This window comes from Rhodovulum imhoffii (assembly GCF_003046545.1).
Taxonomy (GTDB): Bacteria; Pseudomonadota; Alphaproteobacteria; order Rhodobacterales; family Rhodobacteraceae; genus Rhodovulum; species Rhodovulum imhoffii.
Genome location: NZ_QAAA01000011.1, coordinates 22,718 through 45,410 on the forward strand (window position 1 = coordinate 22,718; position 22,693 = coordinate 45,410).

Below are 22,693 nucleotides of genomic sequence, written 5' to 3' on the forward strand. Positions count from 1 at the left end.
GAACGGGAGATTGGGACATGTCCGACCGAAACGCGCGGGGCCGCGCCCTGTCCGAAGAGGAACTTCAGGAACTCGTTGCGGCCTCCGATTCAGGGGCACGCAACCCGACCGGCCCGGTTGGGCTGTTCCTGGCCACGATCGCGGTGGTCTGGTCCGTGTTTCAGGTGCTTCTGGCTTCGCCGGTGTCGAATGTCGTGTTGCCGGGCGACCTGATCAACAACTCTCGTCAGATTCACCTGGCCTTCGCCATTTTCCTGGCCTATGCGGCCTACCCGGCGTTCAAGTCCAGTCCCCGGCGCTACATCCCCGTACAGGATTGGATTTTCGCGCTCGCGGGGGCGTTCATCGCGCTTTACGGATATATCTTTTATGACAAGCTCGTGGCGTCGGGCGGGTTTGCCGACGACACGGACAAGTGGTTCGCGCTTGCGGGCCTGCTGTTGCTGTTCGAGGCGGCTCGGCGTGCCCTTGGCCCGGCCATGGCGATCATTGCAACGGTTTTCCTGACCTACGTGTTCTATGGGGCTGCGAGTTGGGTGCCTGAGGTGATCCGCTGGAAGGGGGCCAGCCTGCAAAAAGCGATGAGCCACATGTGGACCACATCGGAGGGGGTTTTCGGGATTGCCCTGGGCGTGTCGACAAAGTTCGTGTTCCTGTTCGTGCTGTTTGGCGCATTGCTGGAAAAGGCCGGCGCCGGAAACTACTTCATCAAGATGGCTTTCGGCGCACTGGGCCACCTGCGCGGGGGGCCGGCCAAGGCGGCGGTCGTGGGGTCCGCGGCAACGGGGCTGATCTCCGGCTCGTCCATCGCCAACGTGGTGACGACGGGCACCTTCACCATTCCTTTGATGAAGCGCGTGGGCTTTACCTCCGAACAGGCTGGATCGGTGGAGGTGGCATCCTCGGTCAACGGGCAGATCATGCCTCCGGTAATGGGGGCGGCCGCGTTCCTGATGGTGGAATATGTCGGCATTTCCTATGTCGAGGTCATCACCCATGCCTTCCTACCCGCGATGATTTCCTACATCGCGCTTGTCTATATCGTGCATCTCGAGGCCGTTAAACGGAACATGCCGACGCTGGGGGATCGTGTTGTCTCGCTGGGGCGCACGGTGGGAGGGATGCTTGCCTTCTTCGTCGGGTTCGCGTTGCTGTGCTATGGCGTTCAGTTCCCGGTGGGCTGGATCGTGGCGGCGGTTCCGGAAGGGGCAGGATGGGTCCTGGCCGTGCTCCTGATGCTGGCCTATGTCGCGCTGCTGGCGCTGGCGGCGTCCGTGCCCGACCTGGAGCCGGACGACCCTCATGCCACCGAAGTGAAGCTGCCCGTCGTGGGGGAAATTTACAAGGCGGGTCTCTATTTCCTGCTGCCGATCGTCGTGCTGGTGTATTTTCTGATGATCGAGCAAAAATCCCCCGGCCTGTCGGCCTTTTGGGCAACGGCGCTGCTGTTCGTGATCCTGCTGACACAGAGACCGCTCAAGGCGCTGATGCGTGGCGGGCGCGAGATGGCCGGGTCGTTCCGTGCCGGGGGCACGGACCTGATCTCCGGTCTGATCGACGGGGCGCGCAACATGATCGGCATCGGCCTGGCCACTGCTACCGCCGGGGTTATCGTCGGAACCGTCACCCTGACCGGGATCGGGCAGGTGATGTCCAACCTCGTGGAGGTCGTTTCCGGTGGGAACCTGGTACTGATGCTCGTTTTCGTGGGGCTGCTGTCGCTGGTCCTTGGTATGGGGCTGCCAACCACCGCCAACTACATCGTCGTCTCGTCGCTGATGGCCGGTGTCGTGGTGGAACTGGGCGCCCAGTCCGGGCTGATTGTGCCGCTGATCGCCGTCCACCTGTTCGTGTTTTACTTTGGGATCATGGCGGATGTGACCCCACCCGTAGGTCTGGCCAGTTTCGCCGCCGCGGCCGTTTCGGGGGGAGATGCGATCCGGACCGGATTCACGGCCTTTTTCTACAGCCTGCGGACCGTGGCGTTGCCCTTCGTGTTCATCTTCAACACGGACCTTTTGCTGATCGATGTAAACTGGGCGCAGGGTGTGCTTGTGTTTATCGTGGCGACCATCGCGATCCTTGTCTTTACCGCGGGTACGATGGGGTGGTTCCTGACCAAAAATCGTATCTACGAAAGCGTGGCACTGGTGCTGATCGCATTCATGCTGTTTCGCCCCGATTTCGTGATCAACCGATTGCAACCGCCCTTTGCGGACCTGCCGCCTGTCCAGCTCGACCAGGCCCTGACCGCAGCCGAACAGGGGGATGAGTTGCGGCTTGTGGTTTCCGGACCCGATTTCGATACGCTGGAGATGAAGGAAACGACGCTGGTCGTCTCCGTGGGGGAGGAGGCCCCGGATGCGCGACTGGATGCGACCGGGCTTTTGCTTTTGCCTGAGGACGGCGTCGTGAAACTCGAAGAGCCGGTGTTCGGCACACCTTTCGCCGAGACGCTACAGAGTTTCGACTTCTATGGCGATGACCCGGTCACGCTTTCGGCCCTGCGGGTGCCCAAGGCACAGCTTCCGCAAGAACTTGTCTTCATCCCTGCGCTGCTGCTTCTGGGGGGCGTTGCCTTCTTGCAGATGGGGCGGGCCAAACGCGGAGAAACTGCATGAGTACCTCTATCCTTTGCGCGATCGACGTGAACCAGCTTGATGCGGACCGCGAGGTTTTGCGCACCGCCATAAAACTGGCGCGCGTCGACGAAGCGCGCCTGGATGTCATTACCGTGGTCCCCGATTTCGGGATGAGTGTCGTGGGGGGATACTTTGACAAGGGCTTCCATGACAAGGCGATGGCCAAGGCCCGCAAGATGCTGAACGATTTCGTGAAAAGCGAGATCGGCGCCGACGCCAACAGCGGAGTGCGCCATATCATCGCCACCGGCAAGGCGTATGAGGAAATTCTCCACGCCGCGCATGAGGCGGGCAGCGATCTGATCGTGATCGGGTCGCACAAACCCGATTTGCGCGATTACCTTCTGGGGCCGAATGCCGCGCGGGTGGTACGACATTCGGATTGTTCGGTCTACGTGGTGCGCTAGGCGCTCAGCCCCGTTTTCCGGCGAAGCGGGACTGCCACTCTTCCCGCTGTTCGTCGGTGATCTTGCCGAAGAGCATTTCCGGCACACTGAAGCCGTGTCCGGCGGGCAGAACGGCCAAGGCATTGGGCATGCTGTCCGGCCAGTCGCGGTTTTCGGTTTTCAGGGCGGCCAGCAGCGTATCGGCAGCATCCGGGATGAACGGGCGCGAGAGGACCGCGTAAACCCGGATCAGGTTCATGGACAGGCGGATGATCGCGGCCGCGCGCTCGGGATCGGTCTTGAAAGCCGCCCAGGGCGCGGCGGCTTGCAGGTACTCGTTGCCTTCCACCCAGATCGCGCGCAACTCGGCGGCGGCCTTGCGGATTTCCATGGCGTCCATATGTGTCTGGTAAGCGACGAGCCGGGCCGACAGGCGCGCGATCAGCGCGGTCTCCTCGGGACCGGACGCGCCGCCTTCGGGAATCTCCTCACCAAAGCGGGAGCGGCAGAATTTGGTGACCCGGCTGACGAAGTTGCCAAGGACATCGGCCAGATCCTTGTTCACGGAAGCCTGAAAGTTTTCCCATGTGAATTCGGCGTCCGAATTTTCCGGCGCGTGGGACAGCAGCCACCAGCGCCAGTAATCGGCGGGCAGGATCGACAGCGCCTGATCCATGAACACCCCCCTCCCCTGGCTGGTGGAAAACTGGCCGCCATCGTAGTTGAGGTAGTTGAACGACTTGATGTAATCGACCAGCTTCCATGGTTCGCCCGATCCCATGATCGTGGCCGGGAAGGACAGCGTGTGGAACGGAACGTTGTCCTTGCCCATGAACTGGACATAGCGCACGTCTTTCGCGCCTTCGTCGGTGCGCCACCACCGGCGCCAGGCGGAATCCGGATGGCCGTGTTGTTGCGCCCATTCGGCACTGGCGGCGATGTATTCGATAGGGGCATCGAACCAGACGTAGAAAACCTTGCCCTCCATGCCTGGCCAGTCCTCGGGGCCTTTTTTCACCGGGATACCCCAGCTCAGGTCGCGGGTGATCCCCCGGTCCTGCAAGCCGTCGCCGTCATGCAGCCATTTCTTCGCGATGGAGGTAGTCAGGACGGGCCAGTCGGACTGCGCGTCGATCCAGGCGTCCAGCTTTGCCTTCAACAGGGACTGACGCAGGTAGAGATGCTTGGTTTCACGCACCTCAAGGTCTGTGGAACCGGAAATCGCACTGCGCGGGTCGATCAGGTCGGTGGGGTCAAGCTGCTTGGTGCAGTTTTCGCACTGGTCGCCGCGGGCCTTGTCGTAGCCGCAATTGGGACAGGTGCCCTCAATATACCTGTCAGGCAAAAAGCGCCCGTCGGCGCTGGAATAGACCTGTTGTTCGGTAACCTCCCCGATATACCCGTTCTCCGCCAGCCTGCCCGCGAAATGCTGGGTCAGCCGATGGTTCTGCGGGCTGGAGGACCGCCCGAAATGGTCGAACGACAGGCGAAACCCTCTGGCCAGTTCGGCCTGAACGGCATGCATCTCGGCGCAGTATTCCGCGACCGGCTTTCCGGCCTTGGCGGCGGCCAGCTCGGCGGGGGTACCGTGTTCGTCGGTGGCGCACAGGAACATGACCTCGTGCCCGCGCCCGCGCATGTACCGGGCGTAGAGGTCGGCGGGCAACTGGCTGCCCACGAGGTTGCCAAGGTGCTTGATGCCATTGATATAAGGAATCGCCGAGGTGACGAGAATGCGTGCCATGTTGCGGCTCTGCCTTTTGTCTGGTTCCCCGCCCCGTTTAACGCCCAAAAGAACGGAGGGCCAGAGGCCAGGGCCTCTGACCCACCACGATTACTGCGCGGTGTAGCCGCCATCGACCAGATGGTAGCTGCCGGTGATGAAGCTGGCCCGGTCCGACAGAAGGAAGGTCACCAGGGCAGAGACCTCTTCCGGGCGGCCCATCCGGGCGACAGGGTGGCGCGCGGCAATGGCCTGGCGGGTGGGCTCGTCGAAGGCATCCTCGACCAGCGGGGTGACGATAAAGGCCGGGCCGACGGCGTTGATGCGCACCCCGCGCCTGGCCCAACCGATGGCGGCGGATTTCGTCAGCCCGTTCATGCCGTGCTTGGCCGCGACATAGGCCGGGATGTCGGGAATCGCCACGCTGCCGAGGATGGAACTCATGTTCACCACCGCGCCTCCGCCGGAGGCCTCGATCGCGGGCAGGCCGTAGTGCAACCCGTAGAAGACCCCGTTGAGGTTGATGTCAATCACCTGCTGCCAGCCCTCCAGAGAGCCTTCGCCCACCACGGCCTGGGGCCCCGCGATGCCGGCATTGTTGACCATGAGGTGCAACCCGCCGGCTTCCGTCACCGCAAAATCCACCAGATCCCTGACCGCCTGGGGGTCTGACACGTCACAGGCGCGGGCATGGGCGATGCCGCCTTTTGCGGTGATCCCGGCCACGGTTTCCTCAAGTTTGTCCTTGCTGCGGGCGGCAAGGATGACCGTCGCGCCCCCCTCGGCAAGCTCATGCCCGATGGCGGCCCCGATTCCGGTGCTGCCGCCGGTGATGATGGCGGTCTTTCCGTCAAAACGAAGGTTCATGTGCTTCTCTCCGTGGTTACGCTCAACCACAGGTGGTATGTGGGGCGATCCTCTGCAAGCCCTGACCGCAAAGTGTATAAGAATGATTGCCGGGGCTTGCCCCGCCTGCTTTGATGGCTACCCTTGGGCCAAAACGGAGGCATTATGAAACAACTCCAGCTTGGTCAGGCAGGTCCGACCGTGTCCGCTCTGTGCCTCGGCACGATGACATGGGGCAGCCAGAACTCCGCCAAGGACGCTTTTGCGCAGCTTGACAGGGCGGTCGAGCACGGCATCACTTTTGCCGATACCGCCGAGATGTATCCGGTGGCCCCGGTCCGGGCCGAAACCGTGGGCCGGACCGAAGAAATCCTGGGCGACTGGCTGGCGCGGTCGGGCCGGCGGGGCGACCTGGTTCTGGCGACCAAGATCACCGGCGCGAACAAGGGCTTCGTTCGCGATGGTGCGGGGATCTCACCGCAGGGACTTGTCGACGCGGTCGAGGGGTCGCTGCGGCGTCTGAAAACGGATGTCATCGACCTTTATCAGCTTCACTGGCCAAACCGGGGATCCTATCACTTTCGTCAGAACTGGGGGTACGATCCATCGGGGCAAAACCGGGAGGAGACGCTTTCCCACATGGCGGCGGTTCTGGAAACGCTTCAGCGGCTGGTGGAGGCGGGCAAGATCCGGCATTTCGGCCTTTCGAACGAAACCGCCTGGGGTATGGCGCAGTGGCTGCGGCTGGCCGAAGGAGGGGGGCCGCGCCCGGTCTCCCTGCAGAACGAATACTCTCTGTTGTGCCGTCAGTTCGATACCGACCTTGCCGAACTGGCCGTGAATGAGGGTGTGACCCTTCTGGCCTATTCGCCGCTGGCGGCCGGACTTCTCAGCGGAAAATACGCCGGAGACGTCACTCCGGAGGGCACCCGGCGTGCCCGTGTGCCGGATCTTGGCGGGCGGATCACCCCACGTGTGTGGGAGGCGGTTTCCACCTACCTGGGGATTGCGAAGACGCACGGGCTGGACCCGGTTCAGATGGCGATCGCCTTCGTGCGCAGCCGGCCGGCGCCGACGGTGCCTATCGTTGGGGCGACTTCCCTGGCCCAACTCGACACGGTCCTGGAGAGTGCCGGGTTGGTCCTCGCGCCCGAGGTGCTGGCGGAAATCGATGCCGCTCACAAGGCCCATCCACTCCCTTTCTGACGGAGGAAGATGCGATGATCAATGACCGGGCAGGACAAAAGCGGATAAGCGCAATTCTCGGCGCCGGGGTGGCAGGCTCCGGATGGGCGGCCCGTTTTGCGTTGATGGGCTGGCAGGTACAGCTCTACGATCCGTCCATCAAGGGGCGTGGGCGGGTTGAAAGGGTCATGGGAAACGCTCGCCGCAGCCTGCCGGGGATTGTCTCCGGCCCGATGCCAGTCGAGGGGGAGATCCGGGTCTGCGCATCCGTGGCAGAGGCCGTTGCGGGTGCGGAATGGATACAGGAAAACCTGCCGGAACGTCCAAAGGCCAAGCGCGCGCTGATTTCGGAGATTCAGCAAAGCTGCGATCCGGAGGCCATTCTGGCGTCTTCCAGTTCCGGTTGTACGCCCAGCGAACTGCAATGGGGGGCAACGAACCCGGAGCAGATCATCGTCGCCCATCCCGCAAACCCGGTTTACCTGTTGCCGATGGTCGAACTTTCCGGAAGCGACGCGACAAGGCCCGGCCTTCTGGATCGGGCAGAAGGGGTGCTGCGTGAGATCGGTATGCAGCCCCTGCGCCTGCCGGTGGAAAACGGGGGTCATGTCGCCAACCGGCTGCACGCCGCGCTGTGGCGTGAGGCCATCAGGCTGGTTCGGGAAGACCTGGCCGCGCCCGAGGACATCGACCGGGCCATCTCAACCGGGCTGGGGCTGCGCTGGGCGCAGGCGGGCCTGTTCGAAGGGCTGCATGTGATCGGCGGCACGGGCGGTATTCATGATTTCATGGAGCAGTTCGGCCCCGAATCCTATGCCCGGAGTTCCTGGCTGAATGCCGAGTACCCGCGCAACAAGGCCGAGGTCGGGGCGCTTTTGAAAAAGCTGATGCCACATCTGGGTGAGCTTTCGATCGCCGAGCGCGAATTCCGCCGTGACACTGCCTTGGTGGCGGTGATGCGGGCGCTGAAATGGGCCGACGCGGGTGCGGGCCGGGGCCTGAACGAATTTGACAGGGCCCTGCGCAAGCCCGTTCACGATGCCGACAAGCCCCTTGTCCTTGTGGAACGTGCCGTGCCCGTGGACTGGACCGATTACAATGGTCACATGACCGAAGCGCGCTATCTGCATGTTTTCGCCAACGCAACTGACAGGTTTATGGAAATGGTCGGATGCGACGCGGCCTATATCGCCTCGGGATGCAGTTTTTTCACCGTGGAAACCCACCTCCGGCATGTGGCGGAGATTCGCGCCGGGGCACGTATCCGGGTGGAAACGACCTGCCTTGGGGCTGCGGGAAAGAAGATGCACCTGTTCCACGCGATGTACACGGGGGATACGCTGCTGGCCACGGGGGAGCACCTTCTCGTCCATGTCAGTTTGCAGACTCGCCGCGCGGCGCCCCCGATCCCGCGGGTGGCGGAGCGGCTGTCACAATTGGCCGCAGCCCACGCCCGGTTGCCCCGGCCCGACGCCGTCGGCCAGGCGATCGTCCATCTTTAACGCAGGCGCAGGAATTCGGACCGCTCGGAGCAGTTACGAAAGAACGGAACGCTTGCCGGGGGCAGGCCGCCTTCGAGGAGGCCGCCGATCTCGGCCAGGACCACCTCTGTGATGAAGGGCAGGTTGAAACCGCGCACCTCGTCGAGGGGAATCCATTGCAGATGCGCCAATTCGTCCTCCGCGCCGGAAAAATCGTCCAGGTCGTTGGTAATGCTGTCGGCCATGGCAAGAAAGAAACGCGCATCGAAACGGCGCGGGCGGCCCGGTGGCGTGATGGCGCGAAAGATGAAATGCAGCCCGGCCCCGCAGGGGCGATAGCCAGCCGCCGCGAAGCCGCGCCAGCCTTGTGGAGGCGAATCCGTCCATGGGCCCGGCGCCCCCAGAATCAGGCCGGTTTCTTCCCACAACTCGCGTATGGCTGCCGCAACCAGCCCCGGTGCCAGCGTCGCGTCGCAATCTTGTTGCAGGCGGGTGACGCAGGTCGCGTCCGGGGGGGCGGCCAGGGCAACGGTCCGGTCCACCGGATCCACCGCACCGCCGGGGAAGACGAACTTGTTGGGCATGAACGCGGCTGAGGCGCCACGCTGGCCCATCAGTACCTGCGGGCGTGTTTTCCCATCGCGCACAACGATGATGGTTGCGGCGTCCCGAATCTGCGTCGCTTTCAGCGTTTCGCTGCCTGTCCCTGCTTCCGTCTTGCCCATTTCAATGCCACCATCAGCCCCTTTATTCGCGGCAGAAGGTAAAGCGCCAGCCCCACGCCGCCAACCGAGAATATCGCGATCAGGACCAGCAGGCCGAAATCGAAGGCCAGGACCAGGTAAATGATCAACGGCACGAGAAGGACCGTAACGATACTCAGGGTCAGGAATGTGTGGCGCGCGGGTTTGTGCGGGGGGGCGAACTGCTCGGTGCAGACCGGGCAGTGCTCCCTCACATCCAGGTAGCCGGACAGCATGGGCCCTGCTCCGCAATTGGGGCAGCGGCGGTGCCAGCCACGCATAAGCGCCGGGCGCAAGGGGGACTCCTTCGCCTCAGTCATTGAAATCCTCTTGAAAATTCTTCTGTCGTTTTTTCACCATCGTGCCAAAACGCCAAAAGTTTTAAACGCGGCGCAGGGTCCTTGCGGCGGGATGTCGCGAAGCGGATCCCCGGCCTTTGGGGCGACGGAAATCGTCCGCCGCTTCGTTTCATAGGAGAAATCACCGGGGTGCAATTGTTTTCACCCATGAAACAAGGAGAATTTTCCATGAAACGTTCGATCTTCACCATGACGTTGTCGGCAGTGGCGGTGGGAACCGTTCTGATTGCGTCTGTCGGCGCTGCGCAGGCGTGGGGCCGCGGGGACGCGCAGGTGTTCGACGCGTTGGATTCGGACAGGAACGGCGCCATCAGCCTTGAGGAATTTCGTGCACCCCGTGATGCCCGGTTCAAGGCCATGGATAAGGATGGGGACGGGTCGCTCAGCGTGGAAGAGCTCCAGAGCAATCGGGGGTGGCAAGGGGATGGCTGGCGTGGTCAGGGCCGTGGGATGCGCGGCTGTGGTGGCGGCTGCGTCGGCCCGATGATGGGGGCCATGGGGGCCATGGGGGCCGGAAACGGCCTGACCGATGCGCAACTCGCCCAACGGGCCGAGACCATGATGCAGGTCCTCGACCAGGACGGAAACGGGCAACTCAGCATTGCGGAACTTTCCGTGCGTCCGGGACCCGAGATGATGTTCAATCAGCTTGACGCGGATGGCGATGGCAGCGTCACGCGGGAGGAGTTTGAAAAAGGTATGCCGATGCGCGGCCCGCGTTTGTGGCAGAACTGAGAACGACCCGCCTGCGGCCTGCGGGCCGCAGGCAATTGCCGCGACAGGCGCGGCGGGATAGACCGTCTGCGAAATGCTGAAAACGAACGATGCAGACTTGCCGGTTTCGGATGAAACTTTGTTGATCGCCTATGCAAGGGGTGACGATGCGGCTGCCCGTGACCTGGTTCACCGGCTGTTGCCGATGGCCTTGCGGGTGGCCGCGCGCATGCTGCGGGACCCGACCGAGGCTGAGGATGTGGCGCAGGAGGCAATGCTGCGGCTCTGGCGCGCGGCCTCGGGCTGGCGCCCTGGCGAGGCACGGGTTTCGACCTGGCTGTATCGTGTGGTTTCGAACCTGTGCATCGACAGGCTGCGCAAGGCTCGAGGGGCGAATATCGATTCGATCCCCGAGCCTGCGGACCCGGCTCCCGGCGCGGAGGCGCGTCTGCAAGGGGAGGCCCGCGCCCAGGCGCTTCAGATCGCGCTGGGCCGCTTGCCCGAACGGCAGCGCCAGGCCGTCATCCTGCGCCATCTGGAGGGGCTGCCGAACCCCGAGATCGCGCAGATAATGGAGATCAGCGTCGAGGCGGTCGAAAGCCTGACCGCCCGCGGCAAGAGGGCGCTGGCCGCGGAACTGGTCGGCCAGCGCGCAGAACTGGGGTATGCAACATGACAAAGAAACCCGAACGACCCGAAGATGTGGCGCTGGAGCCATTCTTCAGCGACGCGCGCGCCGCGGCGCCCCGACCGTCTGGCGATCTGATCGCCCGGGTCATGTCTGACGCGCAGGGGGGCAGGCCCGTGCGGGGTCTTGACACAGCCCGGCGCGGCGGGCTTCTGGAACGGCTGACCGCTGCCCTTGGGGGTTGGCCCGCATTGGGCGGCATGGCTGCTGCCGGGATGGCGGGAGTTTGGATCGGTTATGCATTCCCCGCAGGGCTGAGCGCCCTTGGTGCGGAGCTTCTTGTTCCGGAGGGCGATTATGAACTGGTCGAGCTGATGCCGACTGTAGACATGTTCCTGCAAGGGGGATGAACATGGCTGAAGACTCTCAGAAACCGGGGGGGCGCCGTTGGGGGCGGCTCGTGCTGTCTCTCAGTCTGGCTCTGAACCTGCTGGTGGCGGGGTTGGTGGTGGGGGCGGTGCTCAGTCACGCCAACGGAGTGCGCCACGCGGTGCCGGGGGCGCACAGCCGGATTTCGGATTATGGCCCCTACACGCGTGCGCTGTCCGACACGGACCGCCGTGAATTGCGGGCGCGTATGCGCACTCAATCCGACCGGCTGCGAGACAACCGGCAGGCGGTGCGTGAGGGTTTTACCCGGCTTCTGTCCGCCCTGCGCAGTGAGACGCTCGACCCCGAGCAGGTGAAACAGATCCTCGAAGAACAGCATGCGCGGGTCGACGACCAGGGGCGCTTTATCCGGGGGCTTCTGGTTCAGCAGATCGCCGAGATGACCCCCGGTGAGCGCGCCGCTTTCGCAGACCGGCTTGAGCGCATGATGCATCGGTATCGCCGGGGTCCGGTCCGCTCAGATTGACCGGTTCAGGCGTATTTCGTCCGGTTTGTGCAGAGCGACGCGGTTGCGCCCTTCCGCTTTTGCCCGATAAAGCGCGGTATCCGCACGGTCAAGCAGGGTCTGGACGCCAGCCTCTGCGTTTGGGCCGTAGCGCCAGGATTTGCAAGGATGTCCGATCGCCACGCCAATGCTGACGGTCACTTCGGCCTGGCCCTTGCCGCGGGGAAGATCGAAGGCGGAGGCCTGAATTGCCCGGCGCAGGCGCTCAGCCGTGGCGACAGCGATGTCCGGTTCGGTTTCCGGGAGGGCGATCAGAAATTCCTCCCCCCCCATCCGCGCGATAAGGTCCGTCGGACGCAGGTTGTCCCGGACGCGCTGCGCGAAGCTTTCCAGAACCCTGTCCCCGGCTGTATGGCCGTGCCGGTCGTTGATGCCTTTGAAATGGTCTATATCCAGAACCATGACCGCAAAGCTTCGTCCGCTGCCTGCGGCGCGCTGGGCAAAGCTGGCCAGGTGGGGCAACGCGTAGCGGCGGTTGAACAACCCTGTCAGAGGGTCCGTGACGGCCATGCGCAATCCGTCGCGCACCGAGTTGCGCAGACGATCCGCCTGCCGTTTGCGGGTCAATTGCCCCCGGAGGCGCAACGCCATCTCGCGCGCGTCAAAGGGGACGGTTACCAGATCGTTCGCGCCAAGGTCCAGTGCCATCGCCGCGGTCTCCCGCGCGCCTTCGGGAACCGCGAGGATCACCGCCCCGTGGCGCGTTTCGGTTTGGGAGCGCAGTTCGCTCATCAGGCGCAGGCCTGCGCCGGGGCGGTCCAGGTCGGCGCTGATAAGGTAGATGTCCGGCACCCTGCCGGGCGGCGGGCTGAGCACTTCGGCGCGGGTCTTGACGCTGATCCGGTCCGGAACCAGCAGGTGGAGGGCCGCCTTCCAGGCCATCGCTTCCTGGGTGGAACTGCCGATCAGGGCGATCGATCCCGGCCGGGTGAACCCTGAAGGGGGGTCTGCAAAACCGAGGGCCCGGCAGGTGCCGTTCCGCAAGGCCAGTTCGCGCGCGGTTTCGCGGGCCCGCAGCAAGTTGCGCACGCGCGCCAGGAGGATCAGGTCGTCATGGGGTTTGGAAAGGAAATCGTCCGCGCCGGCCTCCAGGGCGCTGCGGCGTGCTTCCGTCTCCTGCGCGGCAGTTACGATGATGATGGGCATGTCAGCCGTTTCAGGTGTCGCGCGCAGCCGGCGGCATACCTCGGTTCCGTCAAGATCCGGCATGCGCATGTCGATCAGGGCAAGATCGGGGGCGACAGTGCGAGCCAGATGCAGGGCCTCTTGCCCACAGGTTGCGGGTATCACATCGTAATGCGCTGAAGAAAGACTGACAGTCATGGTAATACGGTTGATTGCCACGTCATCCGCGACAAGAATACGCCCGGGCATAAGTGGTGCCTCCTGGCTTTCTATCTAAATTCTCTCATATCTTTGCTTTTGGACAATAATCGTTAACAAACTCTTTAGCTTTTCCGACGATTGATGCGGAGACCCGGATGACACAGGAACAGGCCGAGACGCTCGCCTTGAGAGCATTGGAATGGTTGGTTGGAAATGATGAATTGCTTCAGGTGTTTATGGGGTCTGCGGGGATATCCGGGCAGGATCTCGCGGAACGCGCGGCCGATCCCGACGTTCTTGCCGGGGTTCTGGATTTCCTTACCCTTGATGACACATGGGTGATGTCGTTTTGCGCCGATACCGGCGAAATCAACGAGGCTCCGATGCGCGCGCGCCAGATTCTGGCAGGGCCTGCGCAGATGCACTGGACATGACGGCAAAGGAGCGGGCATGCGCCACATTCAGGCCCTGCTGTTCGACAAGGACGGAACGCTGTTCGATTTTCATGCGACATGGGGGGCATGGGCTGTCGGTTTTCTGACGGGGCTGGCCGGGGGGGACGAAGATGTCGCGGCGGAACTGGGTGCGGCGATCGGGTTCGATCTGCAGGCTGCGCGGTTCGATTCTGCCAGCCCTGTCATCGCCGGCACCCCTTGGGATGTGGCGCGTCTGCTGACCCCGCATCTGCCGGGCTGCGGGCAGGACGATCTGATTGCCCGGATGAATGCGGCGGCGGTGAATGTGCCGCTGCGACCGTCGGTACCGCTTGGCCCGCTGTTGCGGAGTCTGGCCGCGCGTGGTCTGGCATTGGGGGTGGCGACGAACGACGCCGAGGCCCCTGCCCGCGCGCATCTGGCGCAGGCAGGGGTTTTGGACCTCTTTGCCTGTGTCATCGGCTGTGACAGCGGTTACGGCGCAAAGCCCGATCCGGGACCCTTGCGGGCTTTCGCGCAGGGTGCGAGGGTCCGTCCGGCGCAGGTGCTGATGATCGGCGACAGCCGACATGACCTTCGTGCCGGGCGTGCGGCGGGAATGGGGACCGTCGGGGTGCTGACCGGCCCGGCCCGGGCAGAAGATCTGGCCGATCTCGCCGATGCCGTACTGCCCGATATAGGGTACCTTCCGGCCTATCTGGATGCGTGCCCGGCCCCCCCTTAAGCCCGCAGGTCGGCTGGTGTAGGCTGGTGCGGGGCAAGATACGGCAAGGAAATGATTTATGCTCAGTCAGGACAGAACCATCATGGCCAACCGTCTTGGGGGCGGTTTCCTGGGGCTCATGGCAGGGGTTGCGGCGTGGCTTTTACTGGAGATTTTGCCTGAACATCTGCGTGAGGCCCAGCGTCTGTTGTTGTTCCTGGGCAGCTTCGGGGCAGTTTTTTTCGTTGCGGCGCTGGCACTGAACGGGCCGCTGGCCTTGCACCGGGCACTGCTGTCCGCCGCGGTTCAGGCGCCGGTGGTGTCCGGGCTGGTGGTGTGGGGCAGCCTGCGGTTCGATACCGTTTCTGCCTATATGGACAAGCCGCATGCACCTGTGGCCTTCCTGATCTTGCTGTTCCTGCCCCTGCCATTCGCGGCGGCGGCCCAGCGTCCGGGGGTGGGATGGACCCATTATCCCACATTGTTTCACGCATCCTGGATGATCGTCGTGCGCTTTGCTGCGGCGTGGTTATTTGTCGGACTGGTCTGGGCGGTCGTGTTCTTGTCGAACGCGCTGCTGTCGCTGGTCGAGATCGATGTGATCGAAACGCTGATCGAGCAGGAGCCCGTACCTTTCCTGCTTTCGGGTGTGACGCTTGGGCTGGCGCTGAGTGTGGTCAACGAATTGTCCGATTACGTTTCGCCCTATCTCATCCTGCGGCTTCTGCGGCTCCTGCTGCCTGCGGTTCTGGTGGTGGTCGCGGTGTTCCTGCTGGCTTTGCCGCTGCGGGGGCTGTCACATCTTTTCGGGGCGTTTTCGGCGGCGGCAACGCTGTTGACGATGGCGGTGGGGGCGGTGACGCTGATCAGCGCCGCTGTCGATTCCGGGGCGGAACGGCAGGTACAGGCCAGTTGGATGTGCTTTGCGTGCAAGGGGCTGGCGCTGCTGGTGCCGGCGCTTGGGGTTCTGGCCGGGGTGGCGGTGTGGCTGCGGGTGGCGCAGTACGGGCTGACACCGGATCGGGTCGTGGCGGGGCTTTGCGGTGTGATCATGCTGGCTTATGGGGTGCTTTACGGGGTTGCCGTGCCCTGCAGGGACTGGGGCGTGCGAATTCGCCGGGCCAATACCCGCCTTGCGCTTGTGGTTCTGGCGCTGGCGGCGGCATGGTTCACGCCGGCTCTGGACGTTTATCGCCTGTCGGCGGAAAATCAGGTCGCCCGGCTTGAAGCCGGGAAGGCCAGCGCCGAGGAAATCGATCTTTGGGCTATCGGGCGGGAGTGGGGCCGCGCGGGGGCGGAGGCGCTTGAGCGGATCGCCGGGTTGCGCGACCACCCGGAGGCCGGCCGCCTGGCGGAACGGCTGGCGGTGCTGGGAACTGCCGAGAGCCGGTATGCCTTTGATCGGGAGGGCGAAGGCAATGATGTCTTGGCCTTGGCGGCGGCGGTCCGCGGGCAGCTTCAGGTACGCCCCGAGGGTGCGGTCTTGCCCGAGGGTTTGCTGCGCGATGCGCGCCTGTGGGAACTGGAGCAAATTCTGCAAGGCTGTGACCGGCGCACGCCGCTTGGAAACCCCGGCTGCGTGCTGCTGTTGGCCGACCTGACTGGTGAACGACCGGGCGATGAGGCCGTTCTGGTCGCGCAAAGCGACCGGGGCGCGCCGCTGATGCGGGCTTATCTGCGTGATGCAGAGGGGTATTCCATGCGGGCGCCGGGGTTTCTTGACGATGGACTGGCCTTTGATCAGCCTGGTGCCTTGATCGATGCGATCCTGACCGGGGCGTTCAGGCTTTTGCCCCTGACGCTTCAGGCTTTGGAAGTTGAAGGCGGGCGCATTTATTTTGGGCCCTGAGGCCACTTTCGCAGATCGTTAAGGAGATGCGGTTAAGCCTGTTCCGGGTCAAACGGGGCAGGATGCATGTACGGTCTGATAAACCGCGCTTTTCAGTTCTTCGTGCGGGATTCTTATGGAGAGCGGGCCTGGCTGGCAGTCTCGGGGTGTGCGGGGGTCGACCCGGCCGGATTCGAGGCGCTTGAACTTTACGAGGACGACGTGACAGAGCGGATGGTTACCGCTTTGTCGGGGGTTTTGCGGCTTCCGCCTTCGATGCTGCTGGAAGATTTCGGGACATACCTTGTTTCCCACCCCCGCCATGAATCCTTGCGGCGGTTGCTGCGTTTCGGGGGCAGCAGTTTCCTCGAATTCCTGTACTCGCTGGACGATATGCCAAGCCGGGTACGCCTGGTCCTGCCGGAGTTTTCGATCCCGGAACTGAAGCTTTGCCGTGAGGGGGGGGAACGTTTCGCCCTTTATTGCGACTGGCCGGGAGACCTGATGCGTCCCACGGTGGTTGGACTGTTGCGTGGGATGGCGGACGATTACGGGGCGTTGGTCTTGATGGATTTTCCCGAAAGCGGGGCGGGTCCGATCATGATCGAACTTCTGGATGGGCGTTTTGCCGACGGGCGCAGCTTTGCGCTGGGGGCGCGGCCGACATGAAGGGGCAAGTGCCGTGTTTTGCGCATGTAAGCATGCCGGTCCGGGCGCTGAACTCGCTGATGCCGATGCATTTGTGGTTTTCCCCCTTGGGGGAAGTTCTGACCGCGGGACCGACCCTGGCGAAACTGGCGGGGAAGGCGGCGTTTTCCGGGATGCCGTTTCAGGAAGTGCTGGAGGTTCACCGCCCATTCCCGGTTTCCGACATGGCCGGGCTGACGACACTGGAGGGCGAGAGGCTGGGTCTGCGCCTGTATGCGCTGCCGGAGCATAACCTGAAAGGGAGTGTTGTCGTACTGCCCGACGGCGGCGCGTTTCTAAACCTGTCGCTGGGGTTGTCGGTGATCGAAGTGGTCGGGCGGTATCGCCTGACTCTGCGGGATTTCGCCCCTTCGGAACTGGCCGTGGAGATGCTTTATCTTGTCGAAGCGAAAACGGCGGTTCTGGAGGAATACAAGCGCCTTAATACGCGTCTGAAGCGCGCCCGAGAGCAGGCGGAGGAACGTGCCGCCACGGACATGTTGACGGGGCTACGCAATCGTCGTGCCTTGCAGACTGCGCTTAACGCTGCGGTGAACGGCGCGCAGCCTTTCGGACTCATGCATGTCGATCTGGATTACTTCAAACAGGTCAACGACAGGCTGGGGCACGCGGCGGGCGATGAGGTGCTTCAGGTGGTGGCACGCATCCTGCTGGATGAAACTCGCCGCAGCGACACTGTCGCCCGCGCGGGGGGGGATGAGTTCATCATTCTGTTCCTGGGGCTTGTCGATGCCCGTCAGCTGCTGCGCATCGGGCGGCGGATCATCGCCCAGCTTGAAGAACCAATCCCGTTTGGCGAAGACACCTGCCGGGTTTCCGCCAGTATCGGAATGACATTGTCCACCTTTTACACTCACCCGGATCCACGGCAGATGCTCAAGGACGCGGATGACGCGCTTTATGAGGCCAAGCGGGCAGGGCGGGGGCAGGTGCGGGTTGTACGGATTTAGCGCCCGGTCTCGACCGGAACCATCGTCCCCAGCAGGGTTGCGGAGTGGGTGGAGTGCCCGTTTTCCAGAGCGAAGACCTCGGCACGGACGATGATCAGCCGACGACCGGGTTTGATGACTTCGGCCCGTGCGGTGAGGCGATCCCCCCGGGCGGGGGCCAGAAGGTGAATCTTGATCTCGCTGGTCAGAACGTCCCAGCCTTCCGGCAGCAGGGTCATTGCGCTGTATCCTCCGGCGGTGTCGCCCAGGGCGAAGCTGAGCGCGGCATGGCCATAACCGTTTTGCTGGGTCGTATGGGGCGCGACAGGGGCGGTGACGCAGACGCGGCCGGGTTCGATCCCGGTCAGTTCGGCGCCAAGGGTCGTCATCATACCCTGAAGGGCGAAGTTGGCGCGCACACGTTCTGCAAAGGCCGGAGTCTTGGGTTCGAATGTCATGTTGTTTCCTCCCGGCGCTTGCGTACCGCTAGCGGCGGAGCAAGGGAACATGTGACCTGACGTCGGGCTGCGTGAAAGGAAGGGCTGGAATATAGTTCTTGTTTTTCAAAACGTTGATATTTCCAATAAAACAACCTTACAGAGAATATGACGCAGATAAATCGCGCACAAGAGTTGTGTAAAAAAGAACAGAAAATACAATATGACGCATCAAATGTGCGTTGAATGTAAAACTTATAAGACACAGATATCGTCTATGGGGCCGCGATGCGCCCCAACGGTATCAAGCCAAAGGAGGCTACCCATGAAACGTTTCGCCCTGACCGCCGCGATCGCCCTGACCGCTGCCGCACCCGCCCTGGCGCAGACCCAGCTGGAAAAAAACCTTGGCGTGGAGCCCGGAGTGTACACCCCGAATGAGCTGGCCCGCATGAAAGTTGCAGTTGAACAGACCGGAAACGACGCCATGATCTGGCTGGACGGTGCGAAGGCTGCGGCCCTTTCGACCCGTGCGCTCATCAATGATGAGGCCCAGCGCATCCTGCGTGCCGAGCGGGCCAACTCTGACGATGGTATCGATCGGCTGTTCGCCAACACCGCTGCGTTCAACCCGGTGTCGGTCCCCCATGTCAATGCACGGGCCGAGGCGATTGCCACCGAGATCGCCGACCTGGATTGACCGGATTGAATCGAACGGGGGCGCTGAAAGCGCCCCCGTCCCATTTCACAGGATCTTTGCTTCGGTCGCCGCGCGGATTTCCGCTTCCGAGACGCCGTCGGCGCATTCCAGGATTTTCAGGCCGCCCTCCACCACGTCCAGAACGCCCAGATTGGTTATGATGCGGTCAACCACGCCCTTGCCCGTCAGCGGCAAGGTGCACTCTTTCAGAAGCTTGCTGTCCCCGTGCTTGTTGGTGTGGTCCATCACCACCACAACGCGCCGCACCCCGGCAACAAGATCCATTGCACCGCCCATGCCCTTGACGAGTTTTCCGGGAATCATCCAGTTCGCGAGGTCGCCGTTCTCAGCCACTTCCATGGCCCCCAGAATGGCCATGGCGATCTTGCCGCCGCGGATCATCGCGAAACTGGCGGCGCTGTCGAAATAGGCCGAATGGGGCAATTCGGTGATGGTTTGCTTTCCGGCATTGATCAGGTCGGCGTCGATTTCCGTCTCGGTGGGAAAGGGGCCGATGCCCAGCATCCCGTTTTCCGATTGCAGTGTGACGTGCACGCCCTCGGGGATGTAGTTGGCCACCAGCGTCGGAATGCCGATGCCAAGGTTTACGTACATCCCGTCTTCCAGTTCCTGCGCGGCGCGCGCTGCCATCTGGTTGCGGTCCCAAGCCATGATGTTGCCTCCCCTCAAGCGGCACGCGTGGTGCGCTGTTCGATGCGTTTTTCGTGTTCGCCCTGGATCAGGCGGTGCACGTAGATACCGGGCAGATGGATCTGGTCGGGATCGAGGCTGCCGGTGGGCACGATCTCCTCCACCTCGCAGACACAGACCTTGCCGCACATCGCCGCCGGCGGGTTGAAGTTTCGGGCGGTCTTGCGGAACACGAGGTTGCCGGTTGCATCGGCTTTCCAGGCCTTCACGATCGACAGGTCCGCGACGATCCCACGTTCGAGGATGTAGGTTTCGCCGTCGAAGTCCTTGTGTTCCTTGCCTTCGGCGATCACGGTTCCCACGCCGGTTTTCGTGTAGAAGCCCGGAATGCCCGCGCCCCCCGCACGCATCCGTTCGGCCAGTGTACCCTGGGGGTTGAACTCCAGCTCCAGCTCACCGCTGAGGTATTGCCGCATGAATTCGGCGTTTTCGCCCACATAGGACGACATCATCTTCTTGACCTGCCGGGATTGCAGCAGCACGCCCAGTCCGAAATCGTCAACGCCGGCGTTGTTCGAGGCGACTGTCAGGTCTTTCGTCCCTTGCTTGCGAATGGCCTCGATCAACAGTTCGGGGATGCCGCACAGGCCAAATCCCCCGGCGGCTATGGTCATCCCGTCGAAAAGCAACCCGTCAAGGGCAGCTTCGGCGCTGTCATAGATCTTTCTCATGGAAGTCTCCCCCTTCATGATCTGCCGAAGTTGTGGCGAAGGGGGGGAGGGCTGTCAACGTGTCGCGCTACGTCTTCTTGCGGGACCCCTTGGCGGCCTTTTCCGAGATGAGCTGCACGGCCATTTCCAGAGTGATCTCCGCAGGGTCGGTCCCCTTGGGAAGGGTGGCATTGATTTTGTCCCATTTCACGTAAGGCCCATAGCGCCCGTCCATCACGTTGACGGCTCCGCCCTTTTCCGGATGTTCGCCCAACTCTCTAAGGGGTTTTGCGGTGCTCCGCCCGCGGGGTTTTTTCTGGGCGAGAATCTCTACCGCACGGTTCATTCCGACGGTGAAGACTTCCTCCACATCGGGCAGGTTGGCGTATTTGCGCCCATGGCGGACATAGGGGCCATAGCGCCCGATTCCGGCCTCGACGGGTTCGCCGTCCTCGGGGTGCCGGCCGATCTCCCGCGGGAGGCTCAGCAGCATCCGGGCCTTTTCCAGGTCGATCTCTTCGGGGGACCAGCCCTTGGGCAGGCTGGCGCGGGGCGGCTTGGGGGACTCTTCGCTCGCCTCGCCGCGCTGCACATAGGGACCAAAGCGGCCTACGCGCAGGGTGATTTCATCCTCGCCATCATGGCCCAGCACCTTACCGTCCAGCTCTGAGCCGTCCTCACCGTTGGGGGCGGAGAGGGGGCGGGTGAACCGGCATTCCGGATAATTCGAACATCCGATGAACGCCCCGCCCGAACGCGCGGTTTTCAGGTTCAGCCGCCCGGCTCCGCATTTGGGGCAAAGGCGAGGGTCGCCGCCTTCGTCGCGGGGGGGGTAAAGATGGGGGGCCAGCACCTCGTCGATCTTCTCCAGCACCTCGGAGATGCGCAAATCGGAGGTTTCCCCGATTGCCGCCGAGAAATCGCGCCAGAACCGGCCCAGAACGTCGAGGTAATCGCGTTCGCCGGCGGACACGTCGTCCAGCTGTTCCTCAAGATCGGCGGTGAATTCATAGCCGACGTAGCGGCGGAAATAGTTGCTCAGGAAAGCGGTGACCAGACGCCCCTTGTCCTCGGGGATCAGGCGGTTCTTGTCCTTGCGAACATAGCCGCGGTCCTGAATTGTCGTCACGATGCTGGCATAGGTCGACGGACGGCCGATGCCCAGTTCCTCCATCCGTTTCACCAGTGTCGCTTCCGTATAACGCGGCGGCGGCTGGGTGAAATGCTGTTCGGGTTGAACCTGCCGCTTTTCGGCGGGTTCACCCCGGGCGATCTGCGGCAGGCGCTTGTCATCGTCATCGACGACATCGTCGCGCCCTTCCTCGTAAACCCGCAAGAACCCGTCGAACAGGACCACCTGACCGGTTGCGCGCAACCCAACCTGCCCGTCGGCGCTGGCGATGTCGACGGTGGTGCGCTCCAGCCGGGCGGCTTCCATCTGGCTGGCGAGGGTGCGCTTCCAGATCAGATCGTAAAGCTTTTTCTGGTCTGCGTCGGTTACTTTCAGGCGCGCAGCGTCCAGCGTCATGTCGGTGGGGCGGATACATTCGTGCGCTTCCTGCGCATTTTTCGCCTTGTTCTTGTACATGCGCGGCGACTTGGGCACGTAATCCGCGCCGTAACGGTCCTTGATGGCGTCTCGTGCGGCCATGACTGCCTCGGGGGCCATGTCGATGCCGTCGGTCCGCATGTAGGTAATATAGCCCGCTTCATAAAGCCGCTGCGCCGCTTGCATCGTCTGGCGTGCGCCAAAACCGAACTTGCGGCTGGCGTCCTGCTGCAGGGTCGAGGTCATGAACGGCGCAGAGGGGTTGCGGTTGGCGGGTTTGGCCTCTACCCCGGTGACGGTCAAGTCCCGGCTGCGTACCGCCTGCACGGCCATCTCAGCTGCGGTTTCGGTCTCGATGTCATATTTTTCAAGCTTCTTGCCCGCAAGCGTGACAAGCCGTGCCTCATAGTCCTGCCCGCGGGGGGTGCGTAGCGCGGCCCTGACCGACCAGTACTCGCGCGCCCGGAAGGCTTCGATTTCCATTTCCCGTTCAACGATCAGACGCAGGCAGACCGACTGTACCCGCCCGGCCGATTTTGCTCCCGGCAGCTTGCGCCACAGCACCGGCGAAAGGTTGAACCCCACAAGGTAATCCAGGGCCCGGCGGGCGAGATAGGCATCGACCAGCGGCTTGTCGATCTGGCGCGGGGCCTCCATCGCCGTGGTCACGGCGGATTTCGTGATGGCGTTGAACACCACGCGCTTGACATCGGTGCTTTTCTTGATGGCGCGGCGCTTACGCAGGGCTTCCTCAAGGTGCCAGCTGATCGCCTCTCCTTCACGGTCGGGGTCGGTGGCGAGAATCAGCGTGTCGTCGTCTTTCAGCGCGTCGGCAATGGCCTTGACGTGTTTGCGGGAGTCGGTGGCGATCTCCCACGTCATATCGAAATTGTTGTCCGGGTCGACCGAACCATCCTTTGGCGGCAGGTCGCGCACATGGCCATAAGACGCGAGAACCGTGTAGTTCGGCCCCAGATACTTGTTGATTGTCTTGGCTTTGGCAGGCGACTCTACAACAACGACAGGCATGAAATTCCTTTCGACTCGGGCGTGGCC

The 22,693-nt window shown here is 63.0% G+C and carries 24 protein-coding genes; 14 read left to right on the forward strand and 10 right to left on the reverse strand.

The window, feature by feature from the left end; translation table 11 throughout:
- Positions 1 to 17: 17 nt before the first annotated feature.
- A complete protein-coding gene (locus C8N32_RS09965) occupies positions 18 to 2,621 on the forward strand; it encodes a TRAP transporter permease (RefSeq protein WP_107892841.1) in 2,604 nt (867 codons plus the stop codon).
- Positions 2,618 to 3,049: a universal stress protein gene (locus C8N32_RS09970; RefSeq protein ID WP_107892842.1), complete on the forward strand. Its 432-nt coding sequence runs from the start codon at positions 2,618 to 2,620 to the stop codon at positions 3,047 to 3,049. Before C8N32_RS09965 ends, C8N32_RS09970 begins: the two co-directional genes overlap by 4 nt.
- Before the next feature lie 4 nt (positions 3,050 to 3,053).
- Here C8N32_RS09970 and metG read toward each other — a convergent pair whose 3' ends face one another.
- Both metG and C8N32_RS09980 read right to left on the reverse strand, forming a co-directional pair.
- Positions 3,054 to 4,772, reverse strand: a complete 1,719-nt coding sequence (gene metG, locus C8N32_RS09975; protein WP_107892843.1) for a methionine--tRNA ligase — start codon at positions 4,770 to 4,772, stop codon at positions 3,054 to 3,056.
- Positions 4,773 to 4,862: 90 nt separating this feature from the next.
- A complete protein-coding gene (locus tag C8N32_RS09980; protein ID WP_107892844.1) occupies positions 4,863 to 5,618 on the reverse strand; it encodes an SDR family NAD(P)-dependent oxidoreductase in 756 nt (251 codons plus the stop codon).
- A 144-nt stretch (positions 5,619 to 5,762) separates the two neighbouring features.
- Between C8N32_RS09980 and C8N32_RS09985 the strand changes: the two genes are divergently transcribed.
- Both C8N32_RS09985 and C8N32_RS09990 read left to right on the forward strand, forming a co-directional pair.
- Positions 5,763 to 6,803, forward strand: a complete 1,041-nt coding sequence (locus tag C8N32_RS09985) for an aldo/keto reductase (RefSeq protein ID WP_107892845.1) — start codon at positions 5,763 to 5,765, stop codon at positions 6,801 to 6,803.
- 14 nt (positions 6,804 to 6,817) lie between these two features.
- Positions 6,818 to 8,284 carry a 3-hydroxyacyl-CoA dehydrogenase NAD-binding domain-containing protein gene (locus tag C8N32_RS09990; protein ID WP_107892846.1) on the forward strand — a complete coding sequence of 489 codons (1,467 nt, stop codon included), beginning with the start codon at positions 6,818 to 6,820 and terminating at the stop codon, positions 8,282 to 8,284.
- Here the strand turns inward: C8N32_RS09990 and C8N32_RS09995 are convergent.
- The 3 genes from C8N32_RS09995 to C8N32_RS14860 are packed head-to-tail and all read right to left on the reverse strand — an operon-like array spanning position 8,281 to position 9,556.
- The gene (locus C8N32_RS09995; RefSeq protein ID WP_107892847.1) at positions 8,281 to 8,988 is read right to left on the reverse strand and encodes an NUDIX hydrolase; all 708 of its coding nucleotides are present in this window, start codon (positions 8,986 to 8,988) and stop codon (positions 8,281 to 8,283) included. The two genes, C8N32_RS09990 and C8N32_RS09995, sit on opposite strands and share 4 nt — an antisense overlap.
- Positions 8,949 to 9,326, reverse strand: coding sequence for a DUF983 domain-containing protein (locus C8N32_RS10000; RefSeq protein WP_107892848.1), 378 nt, complete (start codon positions 9,324 to 9,326; stop codon positions 8,949 to 8,951). Before C8N32_RS10000 ends, C8N32_RS09995 begins: the two co-directional genes overlap by 40 nt.
- The gene (locus C8N32_RS14860) at positions 9,323 to 9,556 is read right to left on the reverse strand and encodes a hypothetical protein (RefSeq protein ID WP_170106771.1); all 234 of its coding nucleotides are present in this window, start codon (positions 9,554 to 9,556) and stop codon (positions 9,323 to 9,325) included. The genes C8N32_RS10000 and C8N32_RS14860 overlap by 4 nt, the downstream gene beginning before the upstream one ends.
- On the opposite strand from C8N32_RS14860, the gene C8N32_RS10005 reads away from it, so the two are divergent.
- The 4 genes from C8N32_RS10005 to C8N32_RS10020 all read left to right on the forward strand — a co-directional run bounded on the left by C8N32_RS10005 (position 9,534) and on the right by C8N32_RS10020 (position 11,623).
- On the forward strand, positions 9,534 to 10,100 hold the full coding sequence (locus C8N32_RS10005; protein ID WP_170106772.1) for an EF-hand domain-containing protein: 567 nt from the start codon (positions 9,534 to 9,536) through the stop codon (positions 10,098 to 10,100). The two genes, C8N32_RS14860 and C8N32_RS10005, sit on opposite strands and share 23 nt — an antisense overlap.
- A 73-nt stretch (positions 10,101 to 10,173) precedes the next feature.
- A complete protein-coding gene (locus tag C8N32_RS10010) occupies positions 10,174 to 10,755 on the forward strand; it encodes an RNA polymerase sigma factor (RefSeq protein WP_107892850.1) in 582 nt (193 codons plus the stop codon).
- On the forward strand, positions 10,752 to 11,117 hold the full coding sequence (locus C8N32_RS10015) for a hypothetical protein (protein ID WP_107892851.1): 366 nt from the start codon (positions 10,752 to 10,754) through the stop codon (positions 11,115 to 11,117). The genes C8N32_RS10010 and C8N32_RS10015 overlap by 4 nt, the downstream gene beginning before the upstream one ends.
- 2 nt (positions 11,118 to 11,119) lie before the next feature.
- Positions 11,120 to 11,623 carry a periplasmic heavy metal sensor gene (locus tag C8N32_RS10020; RefSeq protein WP_170106773.1) on the forward strand — a complete coding sequence of 168 codons (504 nt, stop codon included), beginning with the start codon at positions 11,120 to 11,122 and terminating at the stop codon, positions 11,621 to 11,623.
- On the opposite strand, the gene C8N32_RS10025 is transcribed toward C8N32_RS10020, so the two are convergent.
- On the reverse strand, positions 11,615 to 13,036 hold the full coding sequence (locus tag C8N32_RS10025) for a diguanylate cyclase (RefSeq protein ID WP_107892853.1): 1,422 nt from the start codon (positions 13,034 to 13,036) through the stop codon (positions 11,615 to 11,617). The two genes, C8N32_RS10020 and C8N32_RS10025, sit on opposite strands and share 9 nt — an antisense overlap.
- Before the next feature lie 107 nt (positions 13,037 to 13,143).
- Here C8N32_RS10025 and C8N32_RS10030 point away from each other — a divergent pair, with 107 nt between their 5' ends.
- From C8N32_RS10030 to C8N32_RS10050, 5 genes are all read left to right on the forward strand, one after another.
- Positions 13,144 to 13,422, forward strand: a complete 279-nt coding sequence (locus tag C8N32_RS10030) for a DUF3572 domain-containing protein (protein ID WP_107892854.1) — start codon at positions 13,144 to 13,146, stop codon at positions 13,420 to 13,422.
- Between the two features lie 16 nt (positions 13,423 to 13,438).
- Complete coding sequence (locus tag C8N32_RS10035; protein ID WP_107892855.1) at positions 13,439 to 14,146, forward strand: HAD family hydrolase; 708 nt, start codon at positions 13,439 to 13,441, stop codon at positions 14,144 to 14,146.
- Positions 14,147 to 14,228: 82 nt separating this feature from the next.
- Entirely contained in the window at positions 14,229 to 15,974 is a 1,746-nt protein-coding gene (locus tag C8N32_RS10040) for a DUF4153 domain-containing protein (protein WP_170106774.1), read from the forward strand.
- A 66-nt stretch (positions 15,975 to 16,040) separates the two neighbouring features.
- The gene (locus tag C8N32_RS10045) at positions 16,041 to 16,622 is read left to right on the forward strand and encodes a heme NO-binding domain-containing protein (protein WP_107892857.1); all 582 of its coding nucleotides are present in this window, start codon (positions 16,041 to 16,043) and stop codon (positions 16,620 to 16,622) included.
- Positions 16,623 to 16,654: 32 nt separating this feature from the next.
- Positions 16,655 to 17,611 carry a GGDEF domain-containing protein gene (locus C8N32_RS10050; protein ID WP_107892858.1) on the forward strand — a complete coding sequence of 319 codons (957 nt, stop codon included), beginning with the start codon at positions 16,655 to 16,657 and terminating at the stop codon, positions 17,609 to 17,611.
- Here the strand turns inward: C8N32_RS10050 and C8N32_RS10055 are convergent.
- A complete protein-coding gene (locus tag C8N32_RS10055) occupies positions 17,608 to 18,048 on the reverse strand; it encodes a PaaI family thioesterase (RefSeq protein ID WP_107892859.1) in 441 nt (146 codons plus the stop codon). The two genes, C8N32_RS10050 and C8N32_RS10055, sit on opposite strands and share 4 nt — an antisense overlap.
- Before the next feature lie 304 nt (positions 18,049 to 18,352).
- Here C8N32_RS10055 and C8N32_RS10060 point away from each other — a divergent pair, with 304 nt between their 5' ends.
- The gene (locus tag C8N32_RS10060) at positions 18,353 to 18,727 is read left to right on the forward strand and encodes a hypothetical protein (RefSeq protein WP_107892860.1); all 375 of its coding nucleotides are present in this window, start codon (positions 18,353 to 18,355) and stop codon (positions 18,725 to 18,727) included.
- A 45-nt stretch (positions 18,728 to 18,772) separates the two neighbouring features.
- Here the strand turns inward: C8N32_RS10060 and C8N32_RS10065 are convergent, their stop codons facing one another.
- The 3 genes from C8N32_RS10065 to topA all read right to left on the reverse strand — a co-directional run bounded on the left by C8N32_RS10065 (position 18,773) and on the right by topA (position 22,666).
- Positions 18,773 to 19,399, reverse strand: coding sequence for a 3-oxoacid CoA-transferase subunit B (locus C8N32_RS10065; RefSeq protein ID WP_107892861.1), 627 nt, complete (start codon positions 19,397 to 19,399; stop codon positions 18,773 to 18,775).
- Between the two features lie 14 nt (positions 19,400 to 19,413).
- Entirely contained in the window at positions 19,414 to 20,109 is a 696-nt protein-coding gene (locus C8N32_RS10070) for a CoA transferase subunit A (RefSeq protein ID WP_107892862.1), read from the reverse strand.
- 67 nt (positions 20,110 to 20,176) lie between these two features.
- Complete coding sequence (topA, locus tag C8N32_RS10075) at positions 20,177 to 22,666, reverse strand: type I DNA topoisomerase (protein ID WP_107892863.1); 2,490 nt, start codon at positions 22,664 to 22,666, stop codon at positions 20,177 to 20,179.
- Positions 22,667 to 22,693: the final 27 nt, after the last annotated feature.